This is a genomic window from Bifidobacterium scaligerum (assembly GCF_002802865.1).
Classification (GTDB): Bacteria; Actinomycetota; Actinomycetes; order Actinomycetales; family Bifidobacteriaceae; genus Bifidobacterium; species Bifidobacterium scaligerum.
Window position 1 is genome coordinate 170,170 of sequence record NZ_PGLQ01000001.1, and the last position, 24,925, is coordinate 195,094.

Sequence of the window (24,925 nt, forward strand, 5' to 3'; positions counted from 1 at the left end):
ATAGATGAAAGTGATGCTGTCATGGGTGATACGACTTGTGTTGAGATACAGCAGGTGTGTGATATCGCCGCGGCGAGGATTCTGCACATCTGCGAAGCGCGTGGAATAAAGATCGCCTGCGCCGAATCGTTGACCGGTGGTTTGCTCGCGGATGCATTTGTGCGTATACCCGGTGCGTCACATGTGTTTCTAGGGTCGGCGGTCACGTACGATATCAAAGCCAAAGCGTCCGTGCTTGGCGTTGATCGTGACCTGTTGGAACGAGAGGGTGCCGTGCATCCGCAAGTGGCTTGTCAGATGGCGCAGGCTACTGCAGCCCTGTATGATCAGGCGGAATATGGCGGTCGGATTATCGGATTGTCCACTACGGGAGTGGCGGGACCTGGTCCGGATGGTGACAAGCCGGCCGGCTTGGTCTATATCGGATTGCGTCTGCCGGCCGGGTGCAAGCTGGGTCGAGGGGAATCGGTCGAAGCGGTGGAGCTGCGCCTGACCGGCACTCGCGAAGCAGTTCGTATGCAGACGGTATGCAAGGTGCTGCAGCACCTTGAACAGCTGTTGCAATAGCGCATCAGCAAAACTTGAGTCTATTCACAGCAAGTTTTCAGGAATAAAACCGGGGCATGCCGGTGTTGAACCCAATAGAACAATAATGGACTGACTGTGTTAGAGGGGGCCTAAGGCTATGGAAACGATGACCCGTGTGAATGAACAGACGAAGAAGCTTGATGTATCGGCACCGGTAAAGCCGGGCATGGCCAGAATGAATGAACTGACCCCGGCTCAGCGCCGTGCGGTGATGTTCGCGCAACAGCAGGTGTTGAAGGCACAGGCTGCCAGAAAGGCCAAGGATGAACGCATGGCCGCACGCGATCGCATGTGGCGTGAAGAAGATTCCGCCGAACGCGTGGTTGCCGTTGCTTCCGCCGCGCAGTCGAAGACACCGCAGGACGAGCCTCATGATGTGTCATTGCGTGAGGCCATCGGCCATGTGTTGCGTGACCTGCGCACTCGTGACCGTCGCACGTTGCGTGAGGTTTCCGAGAAGGCCGGCGTGTCTCTTGGATATCTTTCCGAGGTGGAACGCGGGCAGAAGGAGGCCAGTTCTGAGTTGCTGGCTTCCATCGCGCAGGCGCTGGGTGTCTCTGCGGCGCAGATGTTGCGTATGGTTGCCGATTATCTTGACGAAGTCCACCAGTGATGGCGGTGCCGGTATACGGTTTCGGTTCTGCCATAAGGTGCGAGGTTGCATAATGTCGCACGACATGTCTGACATCTACTTGCTTGTGTCGCTTCTCGCGATGCGTTGACTAGATGGGATAGCTGTTTGGAACGGGGCTATAGCGTTTGGCTGTAGCCCCGTTCTTATCTCTGGCAGCGATTGCGCTGTTCTGTTCGTCGGGTGGTGGCACACTGGCTCATATGCGTGAACGAGAATTCTGGGAACTGCTTGAAGAGGTGTTCGGTCGTACCTACGGTCGTTCTCTTGCGCAAGATCAGAGCCTTCCGGCACTTGCGAATATGACGGTGGTGGAGGCACTAGATGCGGGCGAGGAGCCTCGCGTGGTCTGGAATGTGCTGTGTGACCAGATGGATATTCCTGATGCCCAGCGATGGGGGCGCGACCATAACGCTCCACCATTGCCGGCGGTCTAAGGATGATGCCAAGACACGCCAGCCCAATAAGTTTCGAACATATGTTCGTGTCTGTGGTTATAGTTGTGCACAGCAACAGGCTGATATGACGATATGCGTATCGGTCCGCGGATTGCCGTAAAGCCTTGCGCGAGTAAGGCAGAGATGCTGTGGCTGTCAAAGGGCGGCAAGCTGGAACCACAATAGTCGGTTTCGCTTGCCTTGTGATGGCATCGACCCATACGGTAGGAAGCGAATCATATACGTACATCTTCGATAAGGAGAAGATCATGGCAACCGAAACCAAGCCGGCTAAGAATCCGGCGAACGGTACTGCGCACGAGCTGGATCCCAAGCGCAAGGCTGCGCTGGATACCGCGCTGGCTCAGGTCGAAAAAAACTTCGGCAAAGGCTCGGCCATGCGTCTGGGAGATAGGCCGGAACAGAATGTGGAGGTGATCTCCACCGGTTCGTTGGCGCTGGATATGGCTTTGGGAATCGGAGGCTTGCCCAAGGGGCGCATCGTAGAGGTGTATGGTCCTGAATCCTCCGGTAAGACCACACTCGCTTTGCATGTGGTCGCCAATGCACAGCGTAATGGCGGTGTGGCCGCATACATCGATGCCGAACATGCGCTTGATCCGGCCTACGCGCGCAAGCTTGGTGTAGACACCGATTCGTTGATCGTCTCCCAGCCGGATAATGGTGAGCAGGCTTTGGAAATCGCCGATATGCTGATTCGCTCCGGGGCCCTTGATGTCATTGTCATCGATTCGGTGGCCGCCTTGGTGCCAAAGGCTGAAATCGAAGGTGACATGGGTGACAGCCATGTGGGTTTGCAGGCGCGTTTGATGAGTCAGGCGTTGCGTAAAATGACCGGAGCGTTGGCTCAGGCTGGCACCACTGCTATTTTCATCAACCAGCTGCGTGAAAAGATCGGTGTGTTCTTCGGCAATCCTGAAACCACCACAGGAGGTAAGGCGTTGAAGTTCTACGCCTCGGTGCGTCTCGACATCCGCCGCATCCAAACCATTAAGAACGGTGAAGAGGCTGTGGGCAACCGTACGCGTGTCAAGGTAGTCAAGAACAAGATGGCTCCGCCGTTCAAGTCCGCCGAATTCGACATGCTCTATGGCGAAGGCATTTCCCGCGAGGGTTCCGTCATCGACATGGCCCAGCAGGTCGGTGTGGTCAAGAAGTCCGGATCCTGGTTCACCTATGATGGCGATCAGCTTGGTCAGGGACGTGAGAAGGTCCGCCAGTTCCTGAAGGACAATCCCGCCATCACCGAGGAGATCGAAAACAAGGTCAAGGCTGAATTTGGTCTGATTGCTCCTTCTGATCAGTTCGCGGAAGATGAGGAGGCCGCAGCGGCGGCAGCCGTAAGCGAGGCTGCCGCGGCCGATGCGGCTAAGGACGGTAAGGCTGCCGCAACCAAGCAACAAACCAAGACGGCCAAGGCGGCCGCAGCCAAAGATACGGCTGGTCGGGCCTGACGATGATTGATGCCGAGGCATTTCTGCGGGGCAGGTCCATGGTGATTGCTCCGCAGCATAGTGATGACGCTGCTTCGTCTGCTTCGTCTGCTTCGTCTGCATCGTCTGCATCGTTTATGCGCGATGGCGGTATCGGCTATGCGAACTCTGCAGTACAGCGGTCTGCGGGAGTCTGCGAGAAATCGGATATTGTGCGACAGCCGAATGTTGGCACTGGCCTGAGTGGGCCGGACGATACTGCCGATGATGAGGAAGCTTGTCGCGAGTCGGCGTTGCGGCTGCTGGATGCCGCACCTCGTTCGTCCGGCGCATTGCGCGATCGTTTGCTCGGTAAAGGATACGCGGAGGATACGGTCGCGCAGGTCGTCGAACGGTTGATTGCAGTGCGGCTGTTGGACGACGAGGAATACGCCGAATCGGTAGTGCGGATTTGCGCAGGTCGTATGATGGGACGTCGCGGGACGCTGATGGAGCTTTCACGCAAAGGCGTGGACCGTGTGTTGGCTCAACAGGTGATTGACGAGGCCGATCAACAAGGTGTGTTCGAGGATGCGGCTTGGGAACTCGGTCGTCGCGTAGCCCGTAAAACGCAAGGGCTTGACCGTCAGGTGCGTCAACGCCGTTTTTGGTCGGCTGGCGGGCGGAAAGGGCACAATCCGGAAACGCTCCGTCGAGTCGCGTCGGAGTTGCTTCGTTGAGTCGTTCTCCACGGCATATGTATAATTGTCGGCTTGAGACCTCTTGATGGCCGCGGCCGTGATCTTCATTGAGATCGGCTGAGGAACTTCCGGGCTCCGCAGAGCACGATGGCGGATAACGTCCGCCCAGGGTGACCTGAGAGATAGCGCAGCAGAGAACAGACCGCCCGTCCTCGACGGGTAAGGGTGAAACGGCGGTGTAAGAGACCACCGGGCCTCTGGTAACAGCAGGCCGCATGGCAAGCCTCATCGGGAGCAAGGCCAAGCAGATGGCGGTAAGGGCTGCTCGCCCGTGCCATCGGGTAGGCTGCTAGAGCCTGACGGCGACGTCAGGTCGAGATGGATGGCCATCCGTCTTACGGCGTTCGCGCCGCAGACGACAGAACCCGGGGTATAAGAGGTCTCACCTCATTCATCTTCATTCGGTGCATCCATCGATGCGGCATCAGTCGACGATGCCGGCGGCGATGCGTTTGAGTTCGGCCAGATGGCCTTCGAACGCAATCCGCCCGGTCGGCGTCATCGCATACCAACGCACCATGTGCCGGCTGCCGTCCGACTCGCGTTTGGATACGGACACGTACCCGCAATCGGCGAGCGTCTTCAGATGTTTGGAACAGGCGGCGTCGTTCATGCCCAGCGTGTCCCTGATTGCGGCGAACTGCATCTCATCCACCGCGGCGAGTATGCCGCAGATGCGCAACCGCATCGGCTCGTGAATCACCGGGTCGAAATGCGGCTCGACCGCTGCGTGCTTTGACCTCCTCGGTGACATGGCTATATCTTCGCCAACGCCTGGGACGCAAGACGGTCGTAACCGGACTCGCTCACCACGAAGAACGCCGACCACAACATGGTCGCCACCATGGCCCACCATGCAGTGCGGAACGGGTCCCCGCCGCTCCAGTTCAGATAGACGAGCGAACCCGCATAGGCGATGAGCGTGACGTACATCGCTGCGTGCAGCACATGCATGCGGATGTTCATCGGGCGCACGCCGAACGTAAGGAACCAGGGCCACAGCAACGGGACGCCGGTGCCGCGCCGATCGCCCGTTCCCTGCGCGTTGGCCAGCCAGCGCATCATCTGATAGACGACGATGATGCATGCCAGATCGATCGCCAGACATAGCCACACGCACCATTGGCTGTATGCGCCGTATTTCAGCATCTCATCGATCAATGGCTTGAAATAGGCGTCGATTTCCCCGGCGGGGATGCTCCGATACGAGGCCTGGCTTATCGCATCATCGTATTCGTCCTGCAGGGTCGTGAGACGATCCCATGTCCAGGAGTCGAATGCGCTGCTGATCTGGATGCCCAGCACGTCGAAGGCAACGAGCAACGCGATCGTCGGATACAGCCATCGAGGTGGAGACAGGCGTGCCGACAGCGCCGAACGGTCGCGCTCGATGCCTTCCAGGATGTGGCCTGCCTCACTGGGTGTCAGTCCGGGCGTCAGTGGGGTCGATTCGTCGGGGAGGGGGTCGGACGTGTCGTTGACGGACGATGCATGGAAGACATCGTGGGTGTCGTCTCGGATGGAACGCTTCATCGCGGTTTCCTTTCCGGTGGCCCGCGGCCTGTCATCGTTGACATCGGTCCGGTCGGGATTGGTTTGTTTTCCTTACAGGAAAGTATAAGGCTTTCCTGTAAGGAAAACAAACCAATCCATCAGGCTACGTCGTGGCATGTTTCGGAACCATGTCGGGAAAGAATGAGTTTTCTCTTGGCGAGTTGCCGAGGATTTACCCATTGTTCGTCTACAATGAAACTTACCCGCACGGTAATGATGCTGTACGGGACGCATATAGCGGGCCAAACCGCTTGAGTCATATAGGAGGTCAACATGGAAATCGTCGTTACCGGACGCCACACGCAGGTCAAGCAGAGGTTCCGTGATGTCGTCGAGACCAAGATGAATCGTGTGACCGCTATCGCCCCGGATGCGCAGCGCGCGCAGATCGTGCTGACCCATGAGGGCAACCCGCGCCAGGCCGATACCGCCAAGCGCGTGGAAATCACCGTTATCGCCGGCCGCACGGTGGTGCGCGCCGAGGCCTCCAGCACGGACGAATTCAGCGCGCTGGATATGGCTCTGGACAAGCTGACCCTGCGTCTGCGCCGCACCCGTGACCGCCGCAAGGACCATCGCCGCGGCTACACGAACCCGGTGCCGGTCGATCTGGGCGTGGTCGCTCCGGAGCCCGAGGCCGAAGAGGTCGAGGAGGAGCCGAACAACAGCCCGGAGGCCGCAGTGGCTTCCGATCTTGGTCCTGGCGAGTCCGTGGAGGTCCAGGTTGGGGACACTCCGATTGTCATCCGCCGCAAGCTGCACATCGCCGAGCCGATGAGCATTGACGAAGCGCTCTATGAGATGGAGCTGATCGGACATGACTTCTTCCTGTTCGTCAACAAGGAGACCGGTCGTCCGTCCGTCGTCTACCACCGTCATGGCTGGAGCTACGGCGTGTTCGAGATCGATACCCCGGAGAATGTCAAGAAGGACTGAATCTTCGGATAGCTCGTTGCCGATTTCAGTCGGTTGATGTTGGCCGCCTCCCGTGCAATCGGGAGGCGGCCTTTTTGCGCTGTCGGCGATTGTTGCGCATGATCCGATAGGACGGTACATATCTGTGAGGATGCAGATCGTATAAATCTTTCGTAATATGGTCGAAAAAAACAGAGAAAAATGTATGCGTGCGGTATCGTGGTGGACGGAACCACCGCAATCAGTCAAGGGAGAACCCAGTGGTCGATATTATTGACAAAGCCCTGCGTATGGGCGAAGGCCACCAGCTGAAGAAGCTGGAGAGCGTGGCCAAGGCCGTCAACGCGCTGGAGGATGAAATCTCTGCCCTCTCCGACGAGGAGCTCAAGGCGCAAACCCCAAAGTTCAAGAAGATGCTTGCCGACGGCAAGAGCCTGGACGATATCATGCCCGAGGCGTTCGCCACCGTTCGTGAGGTCTCCAAGCGCACCCTCGGCCAGCGCCACTTCGATGTGCAGCTGATGGGTGGTGCCGCCCTGCACTGGGGCAACATCGCCGAGATGAAGACCGGTGAAGGCAAGACCTTGGTGGCCACCCTGCCCACCTATCTCAATGCCTTGGAAGGCAAGGGCGTTCATGTGGTCACCGTCAACGATTACCTTGCCAGCTACCAAAGCGAGCTGATGGGCCGTATCTACCGCTTCCTGGGCATGTCGGTCGGCTGCATCATCACTGAACAGAAGCCGCCGGAACGTCGCAAGCAGTACAACGCAGACATCACCTACGGCACCAACAATGAATTCGGCTTCGACTATCTGCGCGACAACATGGCTTGGGAGAAGGCCGATCTGGTACAGCGCGGCCACCATTACGCCATCGTCGATGAGGTCGATTCCATCCTTATCGACGAGGCCCGTACCCCGTTGATCATCTCCGGTCCGGCGGAAGGCGACGTGACCCGTTGGTATCGCACCTTCGCCAAGCTGGTTCTGAAGCTTACGCGCGACGAGGATTACGACGTCGATGAGAAGAAGAAGGTTGTCGGCATTCTCGACCCGGGTATCACCAAGGTCGAAGACTTCCTGGGCATCGACAACCTGTACGAGCCGGCCAACACCGCGCTGATCGGCTACCTGAACAACGCCATCAAGGCCAAGGAACTCTTCCTGCGCGATAAGGACTACGTCGTCACTCAGGGCGAAGTGCTGATCGTCGACGAGCACACCGGCCGTATTCTGCCGGGGCGTCGTTACAACGAAGGCCTGCATCAGGCCATCGAAGCCAAGGAAGGTGTGGAGGTCAAGGCCGAGAACCAGACCTTCGCCACCATCACCCTGCAGAACTACTTCCGTATGTACGACAAGCTTGCAGGCATGACCGGTACCGCCGAGACCGAGGCCGCCGAGTTCATGAACACCTACAAGCTGGGCGTGCTGCCGATCAAGACCAATAAGCCGATGATCCGTAAGGATCAGGACGACCTCATCTTCCGTACCAAGAAGGAGAAGCTGGCCGCCATCGTCAAGGATGTGGCCAAGAGGCACGCCAAGGGCCAGCCGGTGCTGCTCGGTACTGCATCCGTGGAAAGCTCCGAGGTGGTCTCCACCCTGCTCGATGTGGCCAAGATCCCGCATCAGGTGCTCAACGCCAAGCAGCACGAGAAGGAGGCGGCCATCGTCGCTGTCGCCGGTCGTAAGGGCGCTGTGACTGTGGCCACCAACATGGCCGGTCGTGGTACCGATATTATGCTCGGCGGCAATGTCGAGTTCCTGGCGGATGCCAAGCTTAAGTCCGAAGGCTATTCTCCGGAAGACACTCCGGAAGAGTATGAGAAGCGTTGGCCGGGCACCTTGAACGAAATCAAGGCGCAGGTCAAGGATGAGCACGAGGAAGTCAAGGAACTTGGTGGTCTGTATGTGCTGGGCACCGAGCGCCACGAGTCCCGTCGTATCGACAACCAGCTGCGCGGTCGTTCCGGCCGTCAGGGTGATCCCGGCGAATCCCGCTTCTACCTGTCTCTGGAAGACGATCTGATGCGTCTGTTCAACACCCAGCTGGTGGCTCAGGTCATGGCCAAGGGCATGGAGGAGGGCCAGCCGATCGAGGCCAAGTCCGTGACCAAGGGTGTGCGCACCGCGCAGAAGGCCGTGGAATCCCGTAACTACGAGATTCGTAAGAACGTGCTCAAGTACGACGACGTGATGAACAAGCAGCGTACCGTCATCTACTCCGAGCGTCAGGCCGTGCTGAAGGGCGAGGATATTCACGAGGATATCGAGCGTTTCATCGCCGACACCATCGAGTCCTACATCAAGGGTGCCAACAACGGCTCCGACAAGCCGAAGGACTGGGATTGGGAAGGCCTGTTCAAGGCGCTCAACACCGTGGTACCCACCAAGGTGACTGTGGATGAGGCCAAGGACGCCGCCGGCAAGCTCAAGGGCGAAAAGGCCGTTGAGGCCGTGCGCGATCTCATCGTCAAGGACGCCAAGGACAAGTACGCCGAGCTGGAGAAGACCATTGGCGAGAAGGGCCTGCGTGACCTTGAGCGTCGCGTAGTGCTTGCCGTGCTCGACCGCAAGTGGCGCGAACACCTCTACGAGATGGACTATCTGAAGGACGGCATCGGCCTGCGTGGTATGGGCCAGCGTGATCCGCTGGTCGAATACCAGCGCGAAGGCTACCAGATGTACAACTCCATGATCGAAGCGATCAAGGAGGAGTCCGTTCAGCTGCTGTTCCACATCGACGTCAAGCAGGTGGCCGCCACGCAGGATCCGAATTCCACCGATGATGAGGACGCCGCCGTGGATGCCGCTGAATCCGCTACCGGCATCACCGCCGGTTCCGAGGGCACCGATTCCGCAGCCACCGTTGCCGCCGGCCCGGATGAAGACGGCGAATCCGAGGCGGAAGCCGCTGCCGGTGAGGTCGAGGAAGAAGACGAGGAGGAGAAGGCGGCGATCGCCGAATCTGCCAAGGCTTCCGAAGCCGGTGAAGTGACCTCTGCGGTTTCCGGTCCGGCACCGATCAGCCACGCTGCCGGCAAGGTTCCGGCCAACAAGCGTCCGAAGAGCGAAGAACTCAAGACCCCTTGGGCCGATGGTCGTACCTTCCCGGGTACCGGCAAGAACGCTCCGTGCCCGTGCGGCTCCGGTCGTAAGTACAAGATGTGCCACGGACAGAACGAGAAGTGATGCATCGTTGACGTATGGTTCGTTGGCTCCCCTTTGAAACAGGTTAACGAACTACAGGAAGACTGAGGGGAAGCTATGGCAAATACCGTAGCTTCCCCTCAGTCGATCTTACTGCCGTGCGCTCTTTATAAGAGGCATCAAAGTCGGTGCCTACTTCACCTCAAAACCTTGGGAAACGGCATAAATCTTCAGTCGTCGCTCCCATTCGTCCAGAAGATCCTGACTGCGGCCTCCGGGCTTCAGACAAGGGACTATCAGGCGCGCGAATTCTGCATCCAATTGACTGTAAAACGGCAGATTATCCCAATCCCGGTTCACACGGGCGGCCGACTTGGCATAGACGTCATAAATCGGCTGATTGAAATACGGGTCAATGGTGCCCCGTCTGGTCAGATCCTCCACGTATCCAGCTGCTGCGGACACGCCGCCTGGTGCACGTAATTCCACGGAAACTGGATCGAGCTGGAACCATTTCAGGAAGGTTATCGCGGCGTCCATACGCTTGGGTGGCAATCCGGCGCTGATCGCCAATGTCGAACCACCGATTTCGGCTGTGGCCACTTGGCTGGGATCGGCGAATGCCGGCGGTAATGTGACCTTCCATAGTCCCTGATCGGCTGGATACGACATCGAAAGAATCTTGCCAAGCCAATTCGCATAAGTCACTGTTAAGTATGTGCCGGACTTGGCGCGCATGTACCGGTTATCCCACATGGGTTCAGCATTCAGCACACCATCGTCAATGCATTGTTGAATGAACGTGGCTACGTTGCGTACCAAATCATTGCGCATATGGAAAACAATCGTCGAATCGTTCTCCACTGTCCAAGGTCTCACTCTTGCCGAGCGGAAGAATGAAAGATAGTGCTGCACGTCGGTGGTATCGAGCACGCCCATATATCGGTTGGGATTTCGTTCATGCAAGGCCACACCGGTCTCATAGAAAGCATCCCAAGTATCCGGTACCTCAAGCCGATATCGATCGAACAAATCAGCTCGGTAAAACATGGCGGTTTGCGATTGATCACCTGGAATACCATAGAGTTTGCCGGCATAATGAGCCGACTGCCATGCCGCTCGATCGACTTTGGGGCCGAGTTCCTGTTCCATCGCCTTGCTTGACAAATCTTGCAATGCGCCGGAAGCCGCCAACTGGGGGAGCGCGGTTCGCTCGACATTGATAATGTCCGGTACCGAACGGTGATTGATGACTCGCTCCCAATACAGCGATAGCGTATTCTCCTGCGTGCGCCCCTCAATCGGGTCGATGACAATATGCGGGTGCGTCCGCATGAATTCATTGATGCGCGGCATCGTCTCGTTGAATGCATTGGACAGCATGGTCAGCACGGTGGTGTCGCTTGATCGCCTGATCTCCGCGTAGGGGCCAAGCTTCATTGTTGAGCGTTTATGAGGATTCAGCGAATCGCGTTTCACGAACTCGGCGGTTAACGTGATTGGCTCGGGCCGTACTCCATCCGGATTGCGTATGGCACTGACCAGCGTATCTGCAGCACGCTCGGCCAGCTGCTCGCTCTTCATATCGATGGTGCTCAGCGTGGGTGTGAGTAGCGAAGACATTTGCGTGTTGTCGAAACCAATCACCGAAACATCCTCGGGAATACGCAAATTATTGCGGCGCGCAGCAGCGATGAAACCCGCCGCAAGTTCGTCATTGAACGCGAACACGGCATCCGTGGGGCGAATGAGATACTGTTCCACTGCCGCCTTGCCTCCGGCAACGCTCGGTTCGCATTCGCGCACCACTCGGTAGGTCATGTCATAACGGAAGGCTGCGGATCGAATATAACGGCGACGGTACTCGTTCGACCACGAGCTGGCCGGGCCCGCCAAATAAGTGATGGACGAGTGCCCGCTTTCCTTGAGCGCGTGTACGGCATCATCGATGGCTCGCGCCACATCCACCACAACGCTGTTTAAACCTGGGGCAGTACGATTCAACACGATGACCGGTCGGACCAGCATAATACGGCGAATATCAGGTTCGCTTAAACGGGAGGACAGCAAGGCTACGCCGTCTACGTTGCGCATCACATATGACATAGCCTTGCGCTCAACCGACGGTTTCTGATCGGTGTCCAACGTGATAAGACCATAGCCTTTGGTCTCCAAGCGTCGTTGCATCGCATTGACCGTGATGGCATAGAGCGGATTCGTCAGTGTCGGTACGATAGCCGCAATCATGCCAGTGGAGGGGAGCGATTCACCGGTCGTCTGTGCGGATTGAGTGAGGTAGCCAAGCTGCTCTGCTATACGACGAATGCGAAACTCGGTCTTGGCAGCGACTCTACCTGGTTGGCCGAGTGCTCGAGACACGGTTGAGGGGTTGACTCCGGCTTCTCGGGCGATGTCGTAAATCGTGGCTTTATGCTGTGCACGTTCCATGGTTGGCTCCCCTCCAACGGGATTTGGTGAGCAAACAACAACGTTCGACAATATTATGGCAACCTTTGGCAACAAGTGCAATGAGCTTGCCGAAGTGGACGAATATAAAACATGTCAGCGATGCGAAGCGCGTGGAAGCGGACAGTATCGCGGAAAGCAATCCACAGACAAGTTCACCTGGAGGAACCATGTCTATTTCCATCACAGCCACCACGAAAGTGACTGGCGCGACGCCCTCCAAAGCCGTGGCATACGCGGTCGAGGACATCGAACGTGACTTGAAAGCCACGGTGCTGCCGTCCGAACAGCAGGGTGCCAACATCGTACTCGTCGAAGGTCCGCATAACCCGGAAACCTACGAAGTGCGTGTAGCGGACGGCAATCTGGAAGTTCACGCCGGCGACGACTTCGGCTTCATCTACGGTCTGTATGCAGTCAGTCGTGAAGTGCTGGGCGTCAAGGATTTCTGGTTCTGGAACGATCAGCATTTCGAGCCGGTTCCGAGCATCGAAATCGCCGATGATTTTGCGTTGACCAGCAAACCGACTGCCGTCAAGTACAAGGGCTTCTTCATCAACGACGAAGTGCTGCTCGAAGACTGGAAATACGACAACGATTCGGATAAGACCTGGCGTCTTGCTTTCGAAACCGTCTACCGCCTCGGCGGCAATATGGTCATCCCAGGCTCCGGTCAGCGCGGTGAGCCGCATCTGAAGCTTGCACAAGACATGGGCTTCTATATCAATCAGCATCACGCCTGCCCGCTTGGTGCTCGCATGTTCGCAGCAGCCTACCCGGGCGTACAACCCAAGTGGCCTGAAGAGGAGCCTCGATTCGAAGCCTTGTGGCGTGAAGCCATCGAGGCACAGAAGGGCAAGCGCACCGTGTGGACCCTTGGCTTCCGCGGTCAGGGCGATCAGCCATTCTGGAACTTTGACCCGCGTTACGCCACCGATGAGGCGCGTGGCAAGCTGCTCTCTGAGATCATTCAGCGCCAGTACGACATGGTGCAGGAAGCCGACCCAGGCGCCCAGTGCGTCATCTATCTGTACGGCGAAGCCATGGAACTCTACCGTGCAGGAGTCCTGACCTACCCGAAGCAGGTGGCCAAGATCTGGGCCGACAACGGTTTCGGCCGCATGGTCTCCCGCCGTCAGGAAAACAACAATCCTCGCGTGCCCGCCATGCCCACCAACGACGGCGACAACGGCATCTACTACCACGCCAGCTTCTACGACCTGCAGGCCGCCAACCACACTACGGACATTACTAACGATCCGCGTCTTGTGGCCAAGGAGCTGGAGGACGTGATCGTCAACGGCGGTGACGATGTGTGGATCGTCAATGCCTCCAACATCAAGCCGCACGTCTACTTCCTGAACTTCATCGCCGCCATCTGGCGCGAGGGCAAGATCGACTTCGAGAAGGTCGCCAAGCAGTACATTGCCGACTACTACGGCAAGGCTAACGTGGACGCCGTCTTCGACCTATATGAGGAATACTGGAAGGCTGCCGTCCAGTACGGCCCGAACTGGGATGATCACGCCGGCGAACAGTACTTCAACCATGTGCCGCGCATGCTCATCACCCAGTGGCTGCGCGACAAGCAGGCCCCGGCACAGGATCTGCGATGGATGCACGACGGCAAGAACCTGAAAGAACAAATCGAGTTCTACCGTGGTTTGATCGCCCCTGCAGTCGAGCGTTACGCCGACTTGGCCGACAAGGTGGAACTCGCCGCCATCTCCGCCGAACTGCGCGGCGAGGAGGATGCAGCCGAACTTATCCGCGATTCCATCGGCGTGGAGGTCGGCATCTACGAGCATTCGGTGGCCGCATCCGTGCATGTATGCGATGCATTGCTCGCCGGATACGACGAAGATTGGCAACATGCGTTCTTTGACGCCGGACTTGCCTCCGAAGAGTTCACCGCAGGCGACCATGCGATGCGCGACCGCGAACACGGCAAGTGGGAGGGCTTCTGGCGCAACGACTGCCTGACCGACATCAAGCAATCCGCTTGGGTATGCGAGCAGCTCATGGGCTACTTGCGTTGCGTAGGCGATGGTCCGCACTACTACCAGTGGCTACGTGACTTCATGTATCCGGCTTGGGAGAAGGATGTGTTCGTCATTATGAACATGGAAAACCATCCGACCGACCGTGAGATCTTCGCTGCCATGAAGACCAAGTGGGGCAAGTAGCCTCTCATAATCCGTAACCATCAATGAATAATCATCGGCTTGGGTGATGCTGAGCCGAATAGAGAAAGGAAAGCTGTAATGTCACAGCAGACAGCAGCTCCTGAGGCTAAGGTGCCTCAGGGACGCAAGATCAAGCTCATCAACGCGATCGGATACGCGTTCGGTGATTTCTACGGCGGCGGCTTCGGCCAGATCGCCACATTCCTCACCTTGTTCTGGACCACATTCGCCGGACTGAAGGTGGCACAGGCCCAGTCCATCGTCGGCATCGCGACGATGCTCGCCGCGTTCTCCGCCCTCATCTTCGGCACGCTGTCCGACAACCTGTACAAGTGGAAGATCGGCCGTAGGTTTGGCCGCCGTCGCTTCCTGATCCTGTTGGGCGTGCCCGTCCTGCTGGTCACCATCCTCATGTACGTTCCGGGCCTGCCGGTGTGGGGATACTTCGTGGTGTACGCACTGTGGATTATCGCCAATCAGCTCATCATGACTCCGTACTCGGTGCTTCCCAACGAGATGACCACCGACTTCAACGGTCGTACGATGCTCTCCACCACACGAATGCTGTTCTCCGGCATCTCCACCGCTGTGATTCCGCTGGGCGCCGCCGCGTTCCTCAAGGCGCTCGGTGAGAAACAGAGCTCGTCCTACACCATTGCCATGGGCTTCTTCATCGTGCTGTTCGCCGTGTTCGTGTTTATCGCCTACAAGTCCACTTGGGAGTTAACACCGGAGGAGGCCGGATTCGATGAGGCGGCCATCGAGGCCGAGAAGAAGGAGCCGTTCAACTTCGGCAAGTGGCTCAAGGGCGTGGGTGACATTTTCGTCGGCTACTTCTCCACGCTGCGTAACAAGACCTTCCGCAAGCACATCCTCATCTACCTGCTCGGCCAATCCTTCCTGGACATCTTCGGCCAGGTGTGGCTGTTCTTCGTGCTCTACAACCTCAACAAGCCGGTCGCCTTCGGCACCGCTTTGCTGGGTATGGCCCTGATCGGCGAGCCGCTCAAGCCCGTCTTCGGTTGGATCTTCGCCAAGCTCGGCCCGCGCAAGATGTTCTCCCTGAACTTCGCCGGTGCCATCCTGGGCCTGCTGGGCCTGTGGGGTCTGTGGCAGACCGCATCCCAGAACAACACCACCGCATGGAACGTGGCACTGTATGTGGTCATGATCTGGTGGCTGATCTTCCGCGCCATGACTTGGTTCATCCCGTGGAACGTGTTCCCGTTCATCCCGGATGTCGATATGATCATGGCCGGCGAGAACCGCGGCGGTCTGTACATCGGCTTCCAGCAGTTTGCCCGCAAGATCACCGCAGGCCTGTCCGCCATGGCTTGGGGTTGGTACCTTGGTGCCAACGGCTTCGTTGAGACCGCGTTCAAGGCCGGCAAGCCGCAGCCTGAACAGGCCGTGAACGCCATCGGTACCGTGCTGGTGTGGTGGATTATCGCCGGTCTTGCCGTCGCGTGGATTATCTCCTTCACCATGAAGCTCGACAAGAAGACCGATGCCATGCTGCTCAATGAGATTGACCGTCTCAAGGCCGGCGGCCTGAAGAAGGACGTTGATCCGGAGACCAAGAAGGTCGTCGAACAACTCACCGGCATCAAGTACGAGCAGTGCTGGCCGCAAACCACTGAGTGATCTGGGTATTGTGACTTCGGTGATTGCTCGCTGAATTCAATGAATATGCCAGACGATTCCTTTCGAGAATCGTCTGGCATTTTGCAATATGGAAGTTTGCGTCTCGTGAAACGCATGGCCATTACAATGAGCGGCGTTACAAGCTAGCGGGCGCAACCGTGCGTCAAGGAGGAACAATGGCAGAGATCACATGGAAGTCGATTCTCACCAAGTTGGTCGGGGGAGACCACCTGAACGCCGAGGAATCCGAATGGTTCGTGGACGATCTGATGAAGGGCAACGCGAATCCTGCGGCAGTGGGTGCGGCGCTCGCCATGCAGCAGCAGCTGGGGCTGACCGCCGAAGAGGTGTCCGGCGCGGCCAAGGCCATGGTCTCGCACGCGATTCCGCTGAACGTGTCCGGTGAGACCACCGATATTGTGGGCACCGGCGGCGACGGCTTCGCCACCGTGAACCTTTCCACGATGGGTGCCGTGGTCGCCGCGGCGGCCGGTGTGAAGATCGTCAAGCACGGTAACCGTGCCGCATCCTCGAAGTGTGGTGCCGCCGACGTGCTTGAGGCGCTGGGTCTGCCGCTTGATCTGAAGCCGGAAGCCGTGGGTGAAGTCGGCGACGAAGTGGGCATCACCTTCGCTTTCGCCCGCACGTTCCACCCAGCCATGCGCTTCGTAGGCCCGGTTCGTGCCGCGCTCGGCATTCCTTGCGTATTCAACGTGCTGGGACCGCTGACCAACCCGGCCAAGCCGGCGCACGTGGCCATTGGCTGCGCCAACCGTGCCATGAGCCCGATTATGGCAGGTGCCTATGCGGCGGCCGGTCAGTCCGGTATGGTGTACACCTCGCATGAAGGCATGGATGAGCTCGCTCCCACCGGCCCGGTCTCCGTTTGGGAGATCCGCGACGGCAAGGTCACCGAAACCGACTTCGATCCGACGGTTGATCTTGGTCTCGCCAAGATCAATGTCGCCGATCTGAAGGGTGGCGAACCTGAAGTCAACGCCGCCGCATTCCGCGACTTCCTGGCCGGCAAGGATGTGCCGTCTCGCTCGACTGCACTGCTCAATGCCGCTTCCGCCATCGTGGCTGACGGCCACTTGGTGGGCAATGGATCGCTGGCTGAGCGCTTTGCTGAAGCCTACAAGATCGCCGAAGACGCCGTCGATTCCGGCAAGTCCGAAGCCCTGCTGAACAAGTGGATTGAAACCGCCAAGTCCAAGGAAGCTTGATTGTTTTAATTTTCCGCTGTTGCTGCGAATAATAGGTTCGTGGCCTATTCCGACCTCACCTCAAATCCATGCTCACGGGCATACGAGGTGAGGTTTTCTTGTAATTGCAGCAGTTTGCTAGGTGACGCTCCGCCCGAAACTAATGCAGGAGCGATAATCGCACGAAAGTCCGTATCCACCTGTGTCATAAATGGAAGCGGGCGCCAATCACGTTGCGATGCATCGGGCTGGGGTGATGCTGGCTGATCCAGTACTACGGCATACACATTCTGGCCAAAATATGAATCGACGTAGTTTCCGCCCGTCACGCCGTTGATGAATGTCGTCGCTGCGGACATGCTGCCAGGCGTGCGCAATGCCACCGCATCGGGATGGGATTGGAACCAATGGGCAAAGGCCAAGGCCGGTGCCTGCTTGACGCGAGGGATCGCATTGCTGACGGCAATAAGCGAACCGCCGATCTGGCAGTCGCGCCATCCCAATCCGCCGAACACCGGTGCTGGCGCGATACGCCAATTACCTTGATCGTGCGGATATGTTGCTGCGATCATACGCCCCAGCCAATTCGCGTGCACGATGGTGGCGTATTCACCATTGCCAATTGCCGGTACATACGAGTAATTGCGGGCCAATGACCAAGACTCTTGTCGGAGCACGCCGTTATTGATGCACTGTTGTATGAATTGCGCGGTGCGTTGCACACGTTCATCGCCAAAACGGAACGTGATGATATTACGTTTTTCGTCCACGGACCATGGAGTGGCATCGTTCATATGGAAAAACATCCAATATGGCTGCGAGCGCGAAGTGTCCAATAATCCCATGGTCGCCGACGGATTGCTTCTCTTCAATTCCAGACCGGTTTGATGGTATTCCTGCCATGTATGGGGAATCGATAAACCGAACCGTTCGAAGATGTCACGACGGTAGAACATAACCATGCGCGACAGGTCGCCGGGTACTCCATACAGGCCGGAGGCATAATGGGCGTTGCGCCACGTTTGCGGCACGAAGTCGCGCGACCATGCGCGTTCGATGGTGGTATTGCTGAAGTCGAGGAGCACGCCGTCGGCGGCGAACTGCGGCAAATACTGACACTCCAGATTAAGCAGATCCGGAACGTTGTGGTGATCGCGCACGCTGGCGGCAAAACGTTGCATGGTTTCCGTTTGTGATCCACCTTCCACCGGTGTGATGCGGATAGTGGGGTAGCGGCGCATGAAAGCATCGATGCGAGGCAGAGCTTCTTGCGTGGAGCTCGACAGCAATGTCAGGTCGATGATATCCGGTGAATCGTTGAGCGCCAGGTTAATGCGCTTGCGGTTCAATGGTGCGATTTTCCGCTTGAGGCTGGATCTCAGACGCAATGTGGCATAGATGCGATGATGATCTATGGGTTTTCGCTGAGGATTACGCATGGTGCCGATAAGCGTTGAGGCAAGACGTTTGGCTGCCTGTTCCGCAGGTGCCGCAATGGAAGTCAATGACGGTGTCATGCATCCGGTAGCCGGCGAGTCTCCAAAGGAGATCAGAGAAACATCTTCCGGAACCTGGATACCCCCGTCACGTGCTTCGGCGGCGAACCCCATGGTGAGAGCATCATTGAACCCAATGACGGCATCTGGTAGGCGGGAACGCATGGATTGATATGCCTCGCGGCCTCCTTCGACATCGTAGCGATGGGTCGGCAGGTTTTCGAAGCGCATATCGAACCGTGCTGCCGCAGCTGCTATCCATTGGCGTTGTCGCTCTCCAAGCCATACTTCTTTCGGTCCTGCGAGATACGTTATGGTTCGATGATTCATGTCGTTGAGTAGGCTCATCGCCTCGTTGATCGCCATTTGGCAATCCGTCTCCACTCCTGAAGCTGATGAAACCGGTCGGTCGAACGTGACTGTCGGACGGACCTGCGCTATACGAGCAATGCGAGTTTCGGCCATACGTGGCGCGACCAATACCAAACCGGCTGCTATTTCAGTGCACCGGCGAGCAAGCGCATATTCGCGTTCCGCATCGGACTGAGCATCCATCACGATGACTTGCAGACCTTGACGGTCAAGCATATGCTGCAGCGCCTGTATCAATGGGCCGAACGAAGGATTCGAGGCGTCGGACACAATGACGCCGATGAAGGAATCCCTCCTTGTCGAAGATATTGAGCGATCGTCAGGTAGTGCGTTGGTCGGAGCAGGCGGGTGGTTGCCGGCGGGATCCGGCAATCCGTAACCCAATTGAAGGGCTGCCTGCCGTACTTTCAATTCGGTTTTCAGCGACATCCTGCCTGGATGCTTCAATGCGCGCGATGCGCTGGCGGCCGTTACGCCTGCCAATGCCGCGACGTCCGCCAGAGTCACGGCTCGGGTGCGGGATGAGGAAGATGCTGATGATTCGGTTGCCGAAGACGAAGTCATAGAACAAATTATCCACAATTTTGGTAATTCATGGTAATTCTATCGCATGTGCCATCGGCTGATTGCCATACTTGCTCCTACCGGCCGATGATGACGGTCTCCTTGTCAAGGCGAAGCAGCCGAACATCGCATCCGGAATTGAATACAGAAGAGAATTGAAAGGAAGGCGTATGTCTCAGGTCAATGAGAACGCCGTTGCTCAAACGGACAAACCCGTGCGCAAAGTGAAGCTGATGAACGCCATTGGCTTTGCATTGGGAGATTTCTACGGTGGTGGTTTCGGCCAGCTCGCTGTGTTCCTGCCGGTGTTCTGGACCAAGTTTGCCGGGCTGGAAGTTGATCAGGCGCAGAACATCGTCGGCATCGCCACCATGGTCGCAGCTTTCGCCGCGCTCGCCGTGGGTGCATTGTCCGATAACCTGTACCGCTATAAGTTCGGCCGTAAGTTCGGCCGTCGCCGCTTCTTCCTCATTGCGGGCATCCCAGTGCTGCTGTGCACCTCGCTGATGTGGATCCCCGGCATGCCGCTGTGGGCGTATTTCGCGGCCTATGCACTGTGGATCATAGCCAACCAGATGATCATGACCCCGTACTCCGCATTGCCGACCGAAATGACCACTGACTTCAACGGCCGTACGATGCTGTCCACCACGCGTATGTTGTTCTCCGGCATTTCCAACGCGGTGATTCCGCTGGGCGCGGCTGCCCTGCTCGCCGCCCTCGGCGAGGAGAACGCCTATGCCTATCAGGTGGCCATGATCGGATTCCTCGTCATCTTCTGCCTGTGCCTGTTCGCGGCATGGAAGGCCACTTGGGAGCTGACGCCGGAAAAGGCCGGCTTCGACGTCGAGGCCATCGAAGCGGAGAAGCAGCAGCCGTTCAACTTCGGCGAATGGATTAAGGGCGTTGGCCAGTTGTTCGCGGACTTCCTCTCCACGTTACGCATCAAGTCCTTCCGCAAGCACGTGCTCATCTACCTGCTTGGTCAGAGCTTCCTCGATATCTTTGGTCAGACCTGGATGTTCTTCGTACTTTACGATCTCAACAAGCCCGCCGCCTTCGCCTCCGCGTTGCTCGGCCTGTCCATCATCGGCGAACCACTCAAGCCCGTGTTCGGCTGGCTGTTCGCCAAGCTTGGCCCGCGCAAGCTGTTCTCCATCGATTTCGCGGGCGCGATCCTGGGCCTTCTGGGACTGCTGTTCCTGTGGAAGAGCCAATCCACTATGGATCCGGGAACCTGGAACATCCTGCTGTACGTCATTATGATTTGGTGGCTGATCTTCCGTGCTCTGACCTGGTTCATCCCGTGGAACGTGTTCCCGTTCATCCCGGATGTTGACGAACTGGTCACCGGTAAGAACCGCACTGGCGTATTCGTGGGCTTCCAGCTGTTCCTGCGCAAGATGACTGCTGGTTTCGCGGCCTCCGCCATTGGCATCTACCTGGCTTCCACCGGTTTCGTCAAGGATGCCGAAAGTCAGCCTGTGACCGCTCAGAACGGTATTGCCACCGTGATGGTCGGCTGGGTGATTCTCGGTCTCGCCATCGCATGGATCATCTCCCTGACCTTCGCTCTCGACAAGAAGACCGACGGCATTCTCGTTGGTGAGATTCAGCGTCTCAAGGATGGCGGCAGCAAAGCCGATGTCGATCCTGAGGTCAGGAAGGTGTGCGAAAAGCTCACCGGCGTCAAGTACGAAAAGTGCTGGCCCGAAACTTCCAAGTGACATTCGGGCCGATTGCGGCTGACTCCAACGGCCGGCCCTGGGCATCCTATTGGGCCGGCCGTCCATTGTTTTCCCATAGAGACAGGTAAGACATGCATATCAACGACTTTGTGAATAACGGGCACGACGGTGTGACCATCGCCAAACGTGGCGCGATGATGATGATAGCAGCCTGCGACAACGAGAGTGAAGCGGTGCGTATGGCCTTGACGAACCTCGCCAACGACCTGCAATCCGTGAGCGGAGCTGAAATCCGCCTCGGCAGTGATACATCCGCGGCTTCGATTGTCGTCGGCACCATTGGCACCTCCCGGATAATCGATGACGCTGCACAAGCGGGTGTCATCGACCTGACGAAACTCAAGGACAGCGACGGGCGCTGGCGCTGGGAGGGTTACACTATTCAAACAGCCGAAGGCAAGGTATGGATTGCCGGCACCGACCGGCGCGGCACCATCTACGGCATCTATGATTTCGTCGAAGCATGCGGCGTCTCGCCATGGACGTGGTGGGCGGACGTGCCGGTGCATGAGTGCGATGTCATTGAAGTGGATGCGCGCGCGACAGTGACTGAATGGCCCAGTGTGCAATACCGTGGCGTATTCATCAACGACGAGGAAGAATTCTACGATTGGGCGGTGGAACACACTGCGGACGGCACCATAGGTCCTGAAACCTATCGCAAGTTCTTTGAATTGGTGCTGCGTCTCAAAGGCAATTACGTATGGCCTGCCATGCACGTGGGCGCCTTTGGCGACGACCCGCGAAATGGTGACTTGGCCGAGCGCATGGGCGTGGTCATCGGCACCACACATTGCGATATGCTCATGCGCTCCAATCAGCACGAATGGGACCCCTGGGCCAAGTCACAAGGCGAGGATATCAAGTACGACTATTCGCTGGAAGGCCACAACCGTGAGAAGATCCAGCAGTATTGGCGCGAGGGCGTGGACCGCAACCGCAATCATGAAGTCACTTGGACTGTTGGCATGCGAGGCATCCACGACACCGGTTTCGTGACTCGGGCCATCGACGGCGACATGCATCTGTCCGAAGAGCAGAAGCATCGCGCGCGCGTGGAACTGCTGGGCAAGGTGATTGCCGATCAGCGCCAGATCCTCCATGAGGAGATCGGCGAGCGCGCCGACCATGACCTGCAGCTGTTCGTGCCATACAAGGAAGTACTGCCGCTCTACGACGACGGGTTGAACCTACCCGAGGACATCATGATTCTCTGGGCCAACGATAATTACGGTTATATGCGTCGCTTCCCCTCGCTTGAGGAGCGCAAGCGCAAGGGTGGTCACGGTCTGTACTATCACTCGTCATACTGGGCACCCACGGATAGTTATCTGGCCACTTCGTCGACACCGCTGACCTTGATGGAAAACGAGCTCATGAAATCCTGGGACAACGGTATTCGCCGGATGTGGATCGACAACATCGGCGGTCTGAAGCCGATGGAACAGGAGATGGAGTACTTCCTGTATCTCGCTTGGCATGCCGGCGAGCCCGAAGCGAACACGGACATTGAGGATTACGTGGCCGCATGGTTCGACCGTACGTTCTCAGGTGGTCATGGCCATCGTGCGGCACGAATCTATACTCGCTACTACCAGCTCAACAACATGCGCAAACCCGAGAATCTGGAGGAAGGATGCTTCTCGCAGACCGCTTACGGCGATGAATACGGGCGACATGTCGATGAACTGCGCGAACTGTATGCTGAAACCAACGAGCTCTGGAAGCAATTGCCCGAGCGTGAACAGGACGCGTTCTTCGAACTTTTCGCGGTGAAAATTCACTTCTCATATCTGGTGAACGCACAGTTCTACCATGCCGATCGCAGTCTGCTGGCTGAACGTGAAGGCAAGACAGCCGCGCAAGATCGGCATCTTGCATTGTCTCGACGGTACGAGCTGCAGAAACGTGCGCTGATCGCTTATTACAACAAGCATCTGGCCAACGGCAAATGGGACCGCATGTTCACCCCGGATGATTTTCCGCCTCCTGCAACCGCATTGAATCCTGCGGCGCGTCCGGCGCTCGCCGTCGGCAAGGCGGGCCTTGGTGTGACTATCTGGGGTAGCGATGCCGGGGCTGATGCACAGGATGTGCTCGAATTCTGGCCCGATGGGCAGCTCGATAAATGGATTGAGATATATTCCACAGGCGCTGCAGGTCTGCCATTCAGCATTGAGACGAGTGAGCCGTGGATTCGGGTGACATGCACGACAGGTGTGGTCGACGCAGAGCGCCGCATCGGCGTTCACGTCGATGCGGGAGATGTAGCTCCAGATTCCCGTGGCCGCATCGTAGTACATGATTCGGCCAGCGGTGAAAGTCATGCCATCGAGGTTCGTGTGGCGAACGTAGGCCATCCGGATCAGGGATTCTTTGGCAGTGTGGAAGCGGATGGCTATGTGTCCATAGATCCATCGCGACCTGATGTTGAATCATACGGCCACCATACGTGTTGGAATCCGGTGCCGTATCTTGGACGCTTCGGCAATCCTGCGATGGAGGCAAGGTCTGGTTTGGAAGCATCGCCTGCCGATCCGAACATGGATCCAGCCTATATCGGTTATCATATCTGGCTGCATAATGATTGCGTGCCACAACTGGAACTGCACCGCATCCCTACGCTCGACTCGACCGGACGAATCCGGGTGGGCGTGCGTATCGACGACCTGCCCATCATCGAAGTGGAAACCGCAACCGTCGATGAACATATTGGCGCATGGGAGACCAGCAAACTCGACAACATCGAACGCATCCGCACGTATCTGCCCTACCTGAAGGCCGGCGAACACGTGATTCGACTGTACGTGATCGACAATTACGTGACGCTGGACAAAATCGTGCTCTATACCACTGCTCGACGCGCAAGTAACCTCGGCCCGCAATTCAGTATGGTCGTTGGTTGTGCTCCTCGATTCATGGTGGAAAGCGATCCTTGCCAAGGGGTGGTGGATTCGCTGAATCGCGATCTTGCAGCCTGCTATGGTCTTGCCGCAAGTGAAATCCCGCTGCCCAAGGTTGCCTCGATTGCTGCCAGGTATTGGAACAGTGACACTACATTCAAACGCTTCGCCACACGAGAACCCGCAATCCTAGGTGAAGCCCGTTACCCGGTGGAGCCGGACGAGGGGAAGAACATATTGCGACGTATTCCAAGCGATATGCCAGTGGAACATGATGGAGTATTGGCATTCGAGGCTGAATCGGCATTGCTGAACAATGCCAGCGCATGGCTGACCCCAGCATTGGATGGGCCGGGTGCTTGGCGTCATGTACAGGCGGAAACCGATGGTGGCACAGGACTGGCCATGCGTGCCGAGCCGAACCGGGGAGAATGGAATCCGGTCTCATGGACCATTGAGACCGCGCCGCGTATGAACTACCGTGTTGCCGTCACCACTGCCGGCAGATACCACGTATGGTTGTACGCCGAAGTGGACAGCAAGATGCAGGACATGTGCTGGATTTCCGTGGACGGCAGCGTACAGCCGGCAGCCGAACACTGTTCGGGGCATGGCTTGTGGGCGTTTGGTTTGCGCTACATCTGGCATTGGACCGAGCTCAGCAGCATCGAGCTGAGTGCGGGTATTCATGATTTGGGTCTGCTCGCCGGATCGGGTGGTGTGCGCATCGACCGTGTATATCTGACACGAGGCGATGAGTTGCCTCCGATGGACAACGAGTGGAAGTCTACCGTTTGATGGCAGGGTACAGAGTTCGCTGGCGACCGTGATACGCTCAGTTGGCAACTTTGGCAACAAGTAGCAAGA

16 protein-coding genes and 1 other RNA gene are annotated in these 24,925 nt (G+C 57.6%); 13 read left to right on the forward strand and 4 right to left on the reverse strand.

Annotated elements, in window-relative coordinates; translation table 11 throughout:
* The first annotated feature begins 21 nt into the window (after positions 1–21).
* The 6 genes from CUU80_RS00670 (at position 22) to rnpB (ending at position 4,239) form a co-directional block, all read left to right on the forward strand.
* Positions 22–567, forward strand: a complete 546-nt coding sequence (locus tag CUU80_RS00670; RefSeq protein WP_100495441.1) for a CinA family protein — start codon at positions 22–24, stop codon at positions 565–567.
* Between the two features lie 118 nt (positions 568–685).
* Positions 686–1,201 (forward strand): helix-turn-helix domain-containing protein, encoded by a 516-nt coding sequence (locus CUU80_RS00675; RefSeq protein ID WP_100495442.1) that lies wholly within the window; start codon positions 686–688, stop codon positions 1,199–1,201.
* A gap of 221 nt (positions 1,202–1,422) precedes the next feature.
* Positions 1,423–1,656, forward strand: coding sequence for a DUF3046 domain-containing protein (locus CUU80_RS00680; RefSeq protein WP_100495443.1), 234 nt, complete (start codon positions 1,423–1,425; stop codon positions 1,654–1,656).
* Between the two features lie 269 nt (positions 1,657–1,925).
* The gene (gene recA, locus CUU80_RS00685) at positions 1,926–3,131 is read left to right on the forward strand and encodes a recombinase RecA (RefSeq protein ID WP_100495444.1); all 1,206 of its coding nucleotides are present in this window, start codon (positions 1,926–1,928) and stop codon (positions 3,129–3,131) included.
* A gap of 2 nt (positions 3,132–3,133) precedes the next feature.
* Positions 3,134–3,829 carry a regulatory protein RecX gene (locus CUU80_RS00690; protein ID WP_100495445.1) on the forward strand — a complete coding sequence of 232 codons (696 nt, stop codon included), beginning with the start codon at positions 3,134–3,136 and terminating at the stop codon, positions 3,827–3,829.
* Positions 3,830–3,863: 34 nt separating this feature from the next.
* An RNA gene (rnpB, locus tag CUU80_RS00695) (RNase P RNA component class A) lies at positions 3,864–4,239 on the forward strand.
* Between the two features lie 35 nt (positions 4,240–4,274).
* On the opposite strand, the gene CUU80_RS00700 is transcribed toward rnpB, so the two are convergent.
* Positions 4,275–4,604 carry a transcriptional regulator gene (locus CUU80_RS00700; protein ID WP_165775768.1) on the reverse strand — a complete coding sequence of 110 codons (330 nt, stop codon included), beginning with the start codon at positions 4,602–4,604 and terminating at the stop codon, positions 4,275–4,277.
* Positions 4,605–4,606: 2 nt separating this feature from the next.
* Positions 4,607–5,383 carry a hypothetical protein gene (locus CUU80_RS00705; RefSeq protein WP_100495446.1) on the reverse strand — a complete coding sequence of 259 codons (777 nt, stop codon included), beginning with the start codon at positions 5,381–5,383 and terminating at the stop codon, positions 4,607–4,609.
* A gap of 294 nt (positions 5,384–5,677) precedes the next feature.
* On the opposite strand from CUU80_RS00705, the gene hpf reads away from it, so the two are divergent.
* The gene (gene hpf, locus CUU80_RS00710) at positions 5,678–6,340 is read left to right on the forward strand and encodes a ribosome hibernation-promoting factor, HPF/YfiA family (RefSeq protein ID WP_100495447.1); all 663 of its coding nucleotides are present in this window, start codon (positions 5,678–5,680) and stop codon (positions 6,338–6,340) included.
* Positions 6,341–6,579: 239 nt separating this feature from the next.
* Positions 6,580–9,516: a preprotein translocase subunit SecA gene (secA, locus tag CUU80_RS00715; RefSeq protein ID WP_100495448.1), complete on the forward strand. Its 2,937-nt coding sequence runs from the start codon at positions 6,580–6,582 to the stop codon at positions 9,514–9,516.
* Positions 9,517–9,666: 150 nt separating this feature from the next.
* Here secA and CUU80_RS00720 read toward each other — a convergent pair whose 3' ends face one another.
* Positions 9,667–11,922 (reverse strand): extracellular solute-binding protein, encoded by a 2,256-nt coding sequence (locus tag CUU80_RS00720; RefSeq protein WP_100495449.1) that lies wholly within the window; start codon positions 11,920–11,922, stop codon positions 9,667–9,669.
* A gap of 188 nt (positions 11,923–12,110) precedes the next feature.
* Between CUU80_RS00720 and CUU80_RS00725 the strand changes: the two genes are divergently transcribed.
* From CUU80_RS00725 to trpD, 3 genes are all read left to right on the forward strand, one after another.
* On the forward strand, positions 12,111–14,126 hold the full coding sequence (locus CUU80_RS00725) for a glycosyl hydrolase 115 family protein (protein ID WP_165775769.1): 2,016 nt from the start codon (positions 12,111–12,113) through the stop codon (positions 14,124–14,126).
* 78 nt (positions 14,127–14,204) lie between these two features.
* Complete coding sequence (locus CUU80_RS00730; RefSeq protein ID WP_100495451.1) at positions 14,205–15,770, forward strand: MFS transporter; 1,566 nt, start codon at positions 14,205–14,207, stop codon at positions 15,768–15,770.
* A gap of 176 nt (positions 15,771–15,946) precedes the next feature.
* The gene (gene trpD / locus CUU80_RS00735; protein WP_100495452.1) at positions 15,947–16,996 is read left to right on the forward strand and encodes an anthranilate phosphoribosyltransferase; all 1,050 of its coding nucleotides are present in this window, start codon (positions 15,947–15,949) and stop codon (positions 16,994–16,996) included.
* 44 nt (positions 16,997–17,040) lie between these two features.
* Here the strand turns inward: trpD and CUU80_RS00740 are convergent, their stop codons facing one another.
* A complete protein-coding gene (locus tag CUU80_RS00740; RefSeq protein ID WP_100495453.1) occupies positions 17,041–19,407 on the reverse strand; it encodes an extracellular solute-binding protein in 2,367 nt (788 codons plus the stop codon).
* A gap of 170 nt (positions 19,408–19,577) precedes the next feature.
* On the opposite strand from CUU80_RS00740, the gene CUU80_RS00745 reads away from it, so the two are divergent.
* Together CUU80_RS00745 and CUU80_RS00750 are read left to right on the forward strand one after the other, a co-directional pair.
* Positions 19,578–21,134 carry an MFS transporter gene (locus CUU80_RS00745; protein ID WP_100495454.1) on the forward strand — a complete coding sequence of 519 codons (1,557 nt, stop codon included), beginning with the start codon at positions 19,578–19,580 and terminating at the stop codon, positions 21,132–21,134.
* Positions 21,135–21,226: 92 nt separating this feature from the next.
* Positions 21,227–24,856: a glycosyl hydrolase 115 family protein gene (locus CUU80_RS00750; protein ID WP_100495455.1), complete on the forward strand. Its 3,630-nt coding sequence runs from the start codon at positions 21,227–21,229 to the stop codon at positions 24,854–24,856.
* The last annotated feature ends 69 nt before the right edge of the window (positions 24,857–24,925 follow it).

Excerpts from the sequence above, each read along its gene's own strand:
- CUU80_RS00670 (WP_100495441.1), top strand. The coding sequence starts at position 22 with ATGGGTGATACGACTTGTGTTGAGATACAGCAGGTGTGTGATATCGCC.
- CUU80_RS00675 (WP_100495442.1), top strand. The coding sequence starts at position 686 with ATGGAAACGATGACCCGTGTGAATGAACAGACGAAGAAGCTTGATGTA.
- CUU80_RS00680 (WP_100495443.1), top strand. The coding sequence starts at position 1,423 with ATGCGTGAACGAGAATTCTGGGAACTGCTTGAAGAGGTGTTCGGTCGT.
- recA (WP_100495444.1), top strand. The coding sequence starts at position 1,926 with ATGGCAACCGAAACCAAGCCGGCTAAGAATCCGGCGAACGGTACTGCG.
- CUU80_RS00690 (WP_100495445.1), top strand. The coding sequence starts at position 3,134 with ATGATTGATGCCGAGGCATTTCTGCGGGGCAGGTCCATGGTGATTGCT.
- CUU80_RS00700 (WP_165775768.1), bottom strand. The coding sequence starts at position 4,604 with ATGTCACCGAGGAGGTCAAAGCACGCAGCGGTCGAGCCGCATTTCGAC.
- CUU80_RS00705 (WP_100495446.1), bottom strand. The coding sequence starts at position 5,383 with ATGAAGCGTTCCATCCGAGACGACACCCACGATGTCTTCCATGCATCG.
- hpf (WP_100495447.1), top strand. The coding sequence starts at position 5,678 with ATGGAAATCGTCGTTACCGGACGCCACACGCAGGTCAAGCAGAGGTTC.
- CUU80_RS00720 (WP_100495449.1), bottom strand. The coding sequence starts at position 11,922 with ATGGAACGTGCACAGCATAAAGCCACGATTTACGACATCGCCCGAGAA.
- CUU80_RS00725 (WP_165775769.1), top strand. The coding sequence starts at position 12,111 with ATGTCTATTTCCATCACAGCCACCACGAAAGTGACTGGCGCGACGCCC.
- CUU80_RS00730 (WP_100495451.1), top strand. The coding sequence starts at position 14,205 with ATGTCACAGCAGACAGCAGCTCCTGAGGCTAAGGTGCCTCAGGGACGC.
- trpD (WP_100495452.1), top strand. The coding sequence starts at position 15,947 with ATGGCAGAGATCACATGGAAGTCGATTCTCACCAAGTTGGTCGGGGGA.
- CUU80_RS00740 (WP_100495453.1), bottom strand. The coding sequence starts at position 19,407 with ATGACTTCGTCTTCGGCAACCGAATCATCAGCATCTTCCTCATCCCGC.
- CUU80_RS00745 (WP_100495454.1), top strand. The coding sequence starts at position 19,578 with ATGTCTCAGGTCAATGAGAACGCCGTTGCTCAAACGGACAAACCCGTG.
- CUU80_RS00750 (WP_100495455.1), top strand. The coding sequence starts at position 21,227 with ATGCATATCAACGACTTTGTGAATAACGGGCACGACGGTGTGACCATC.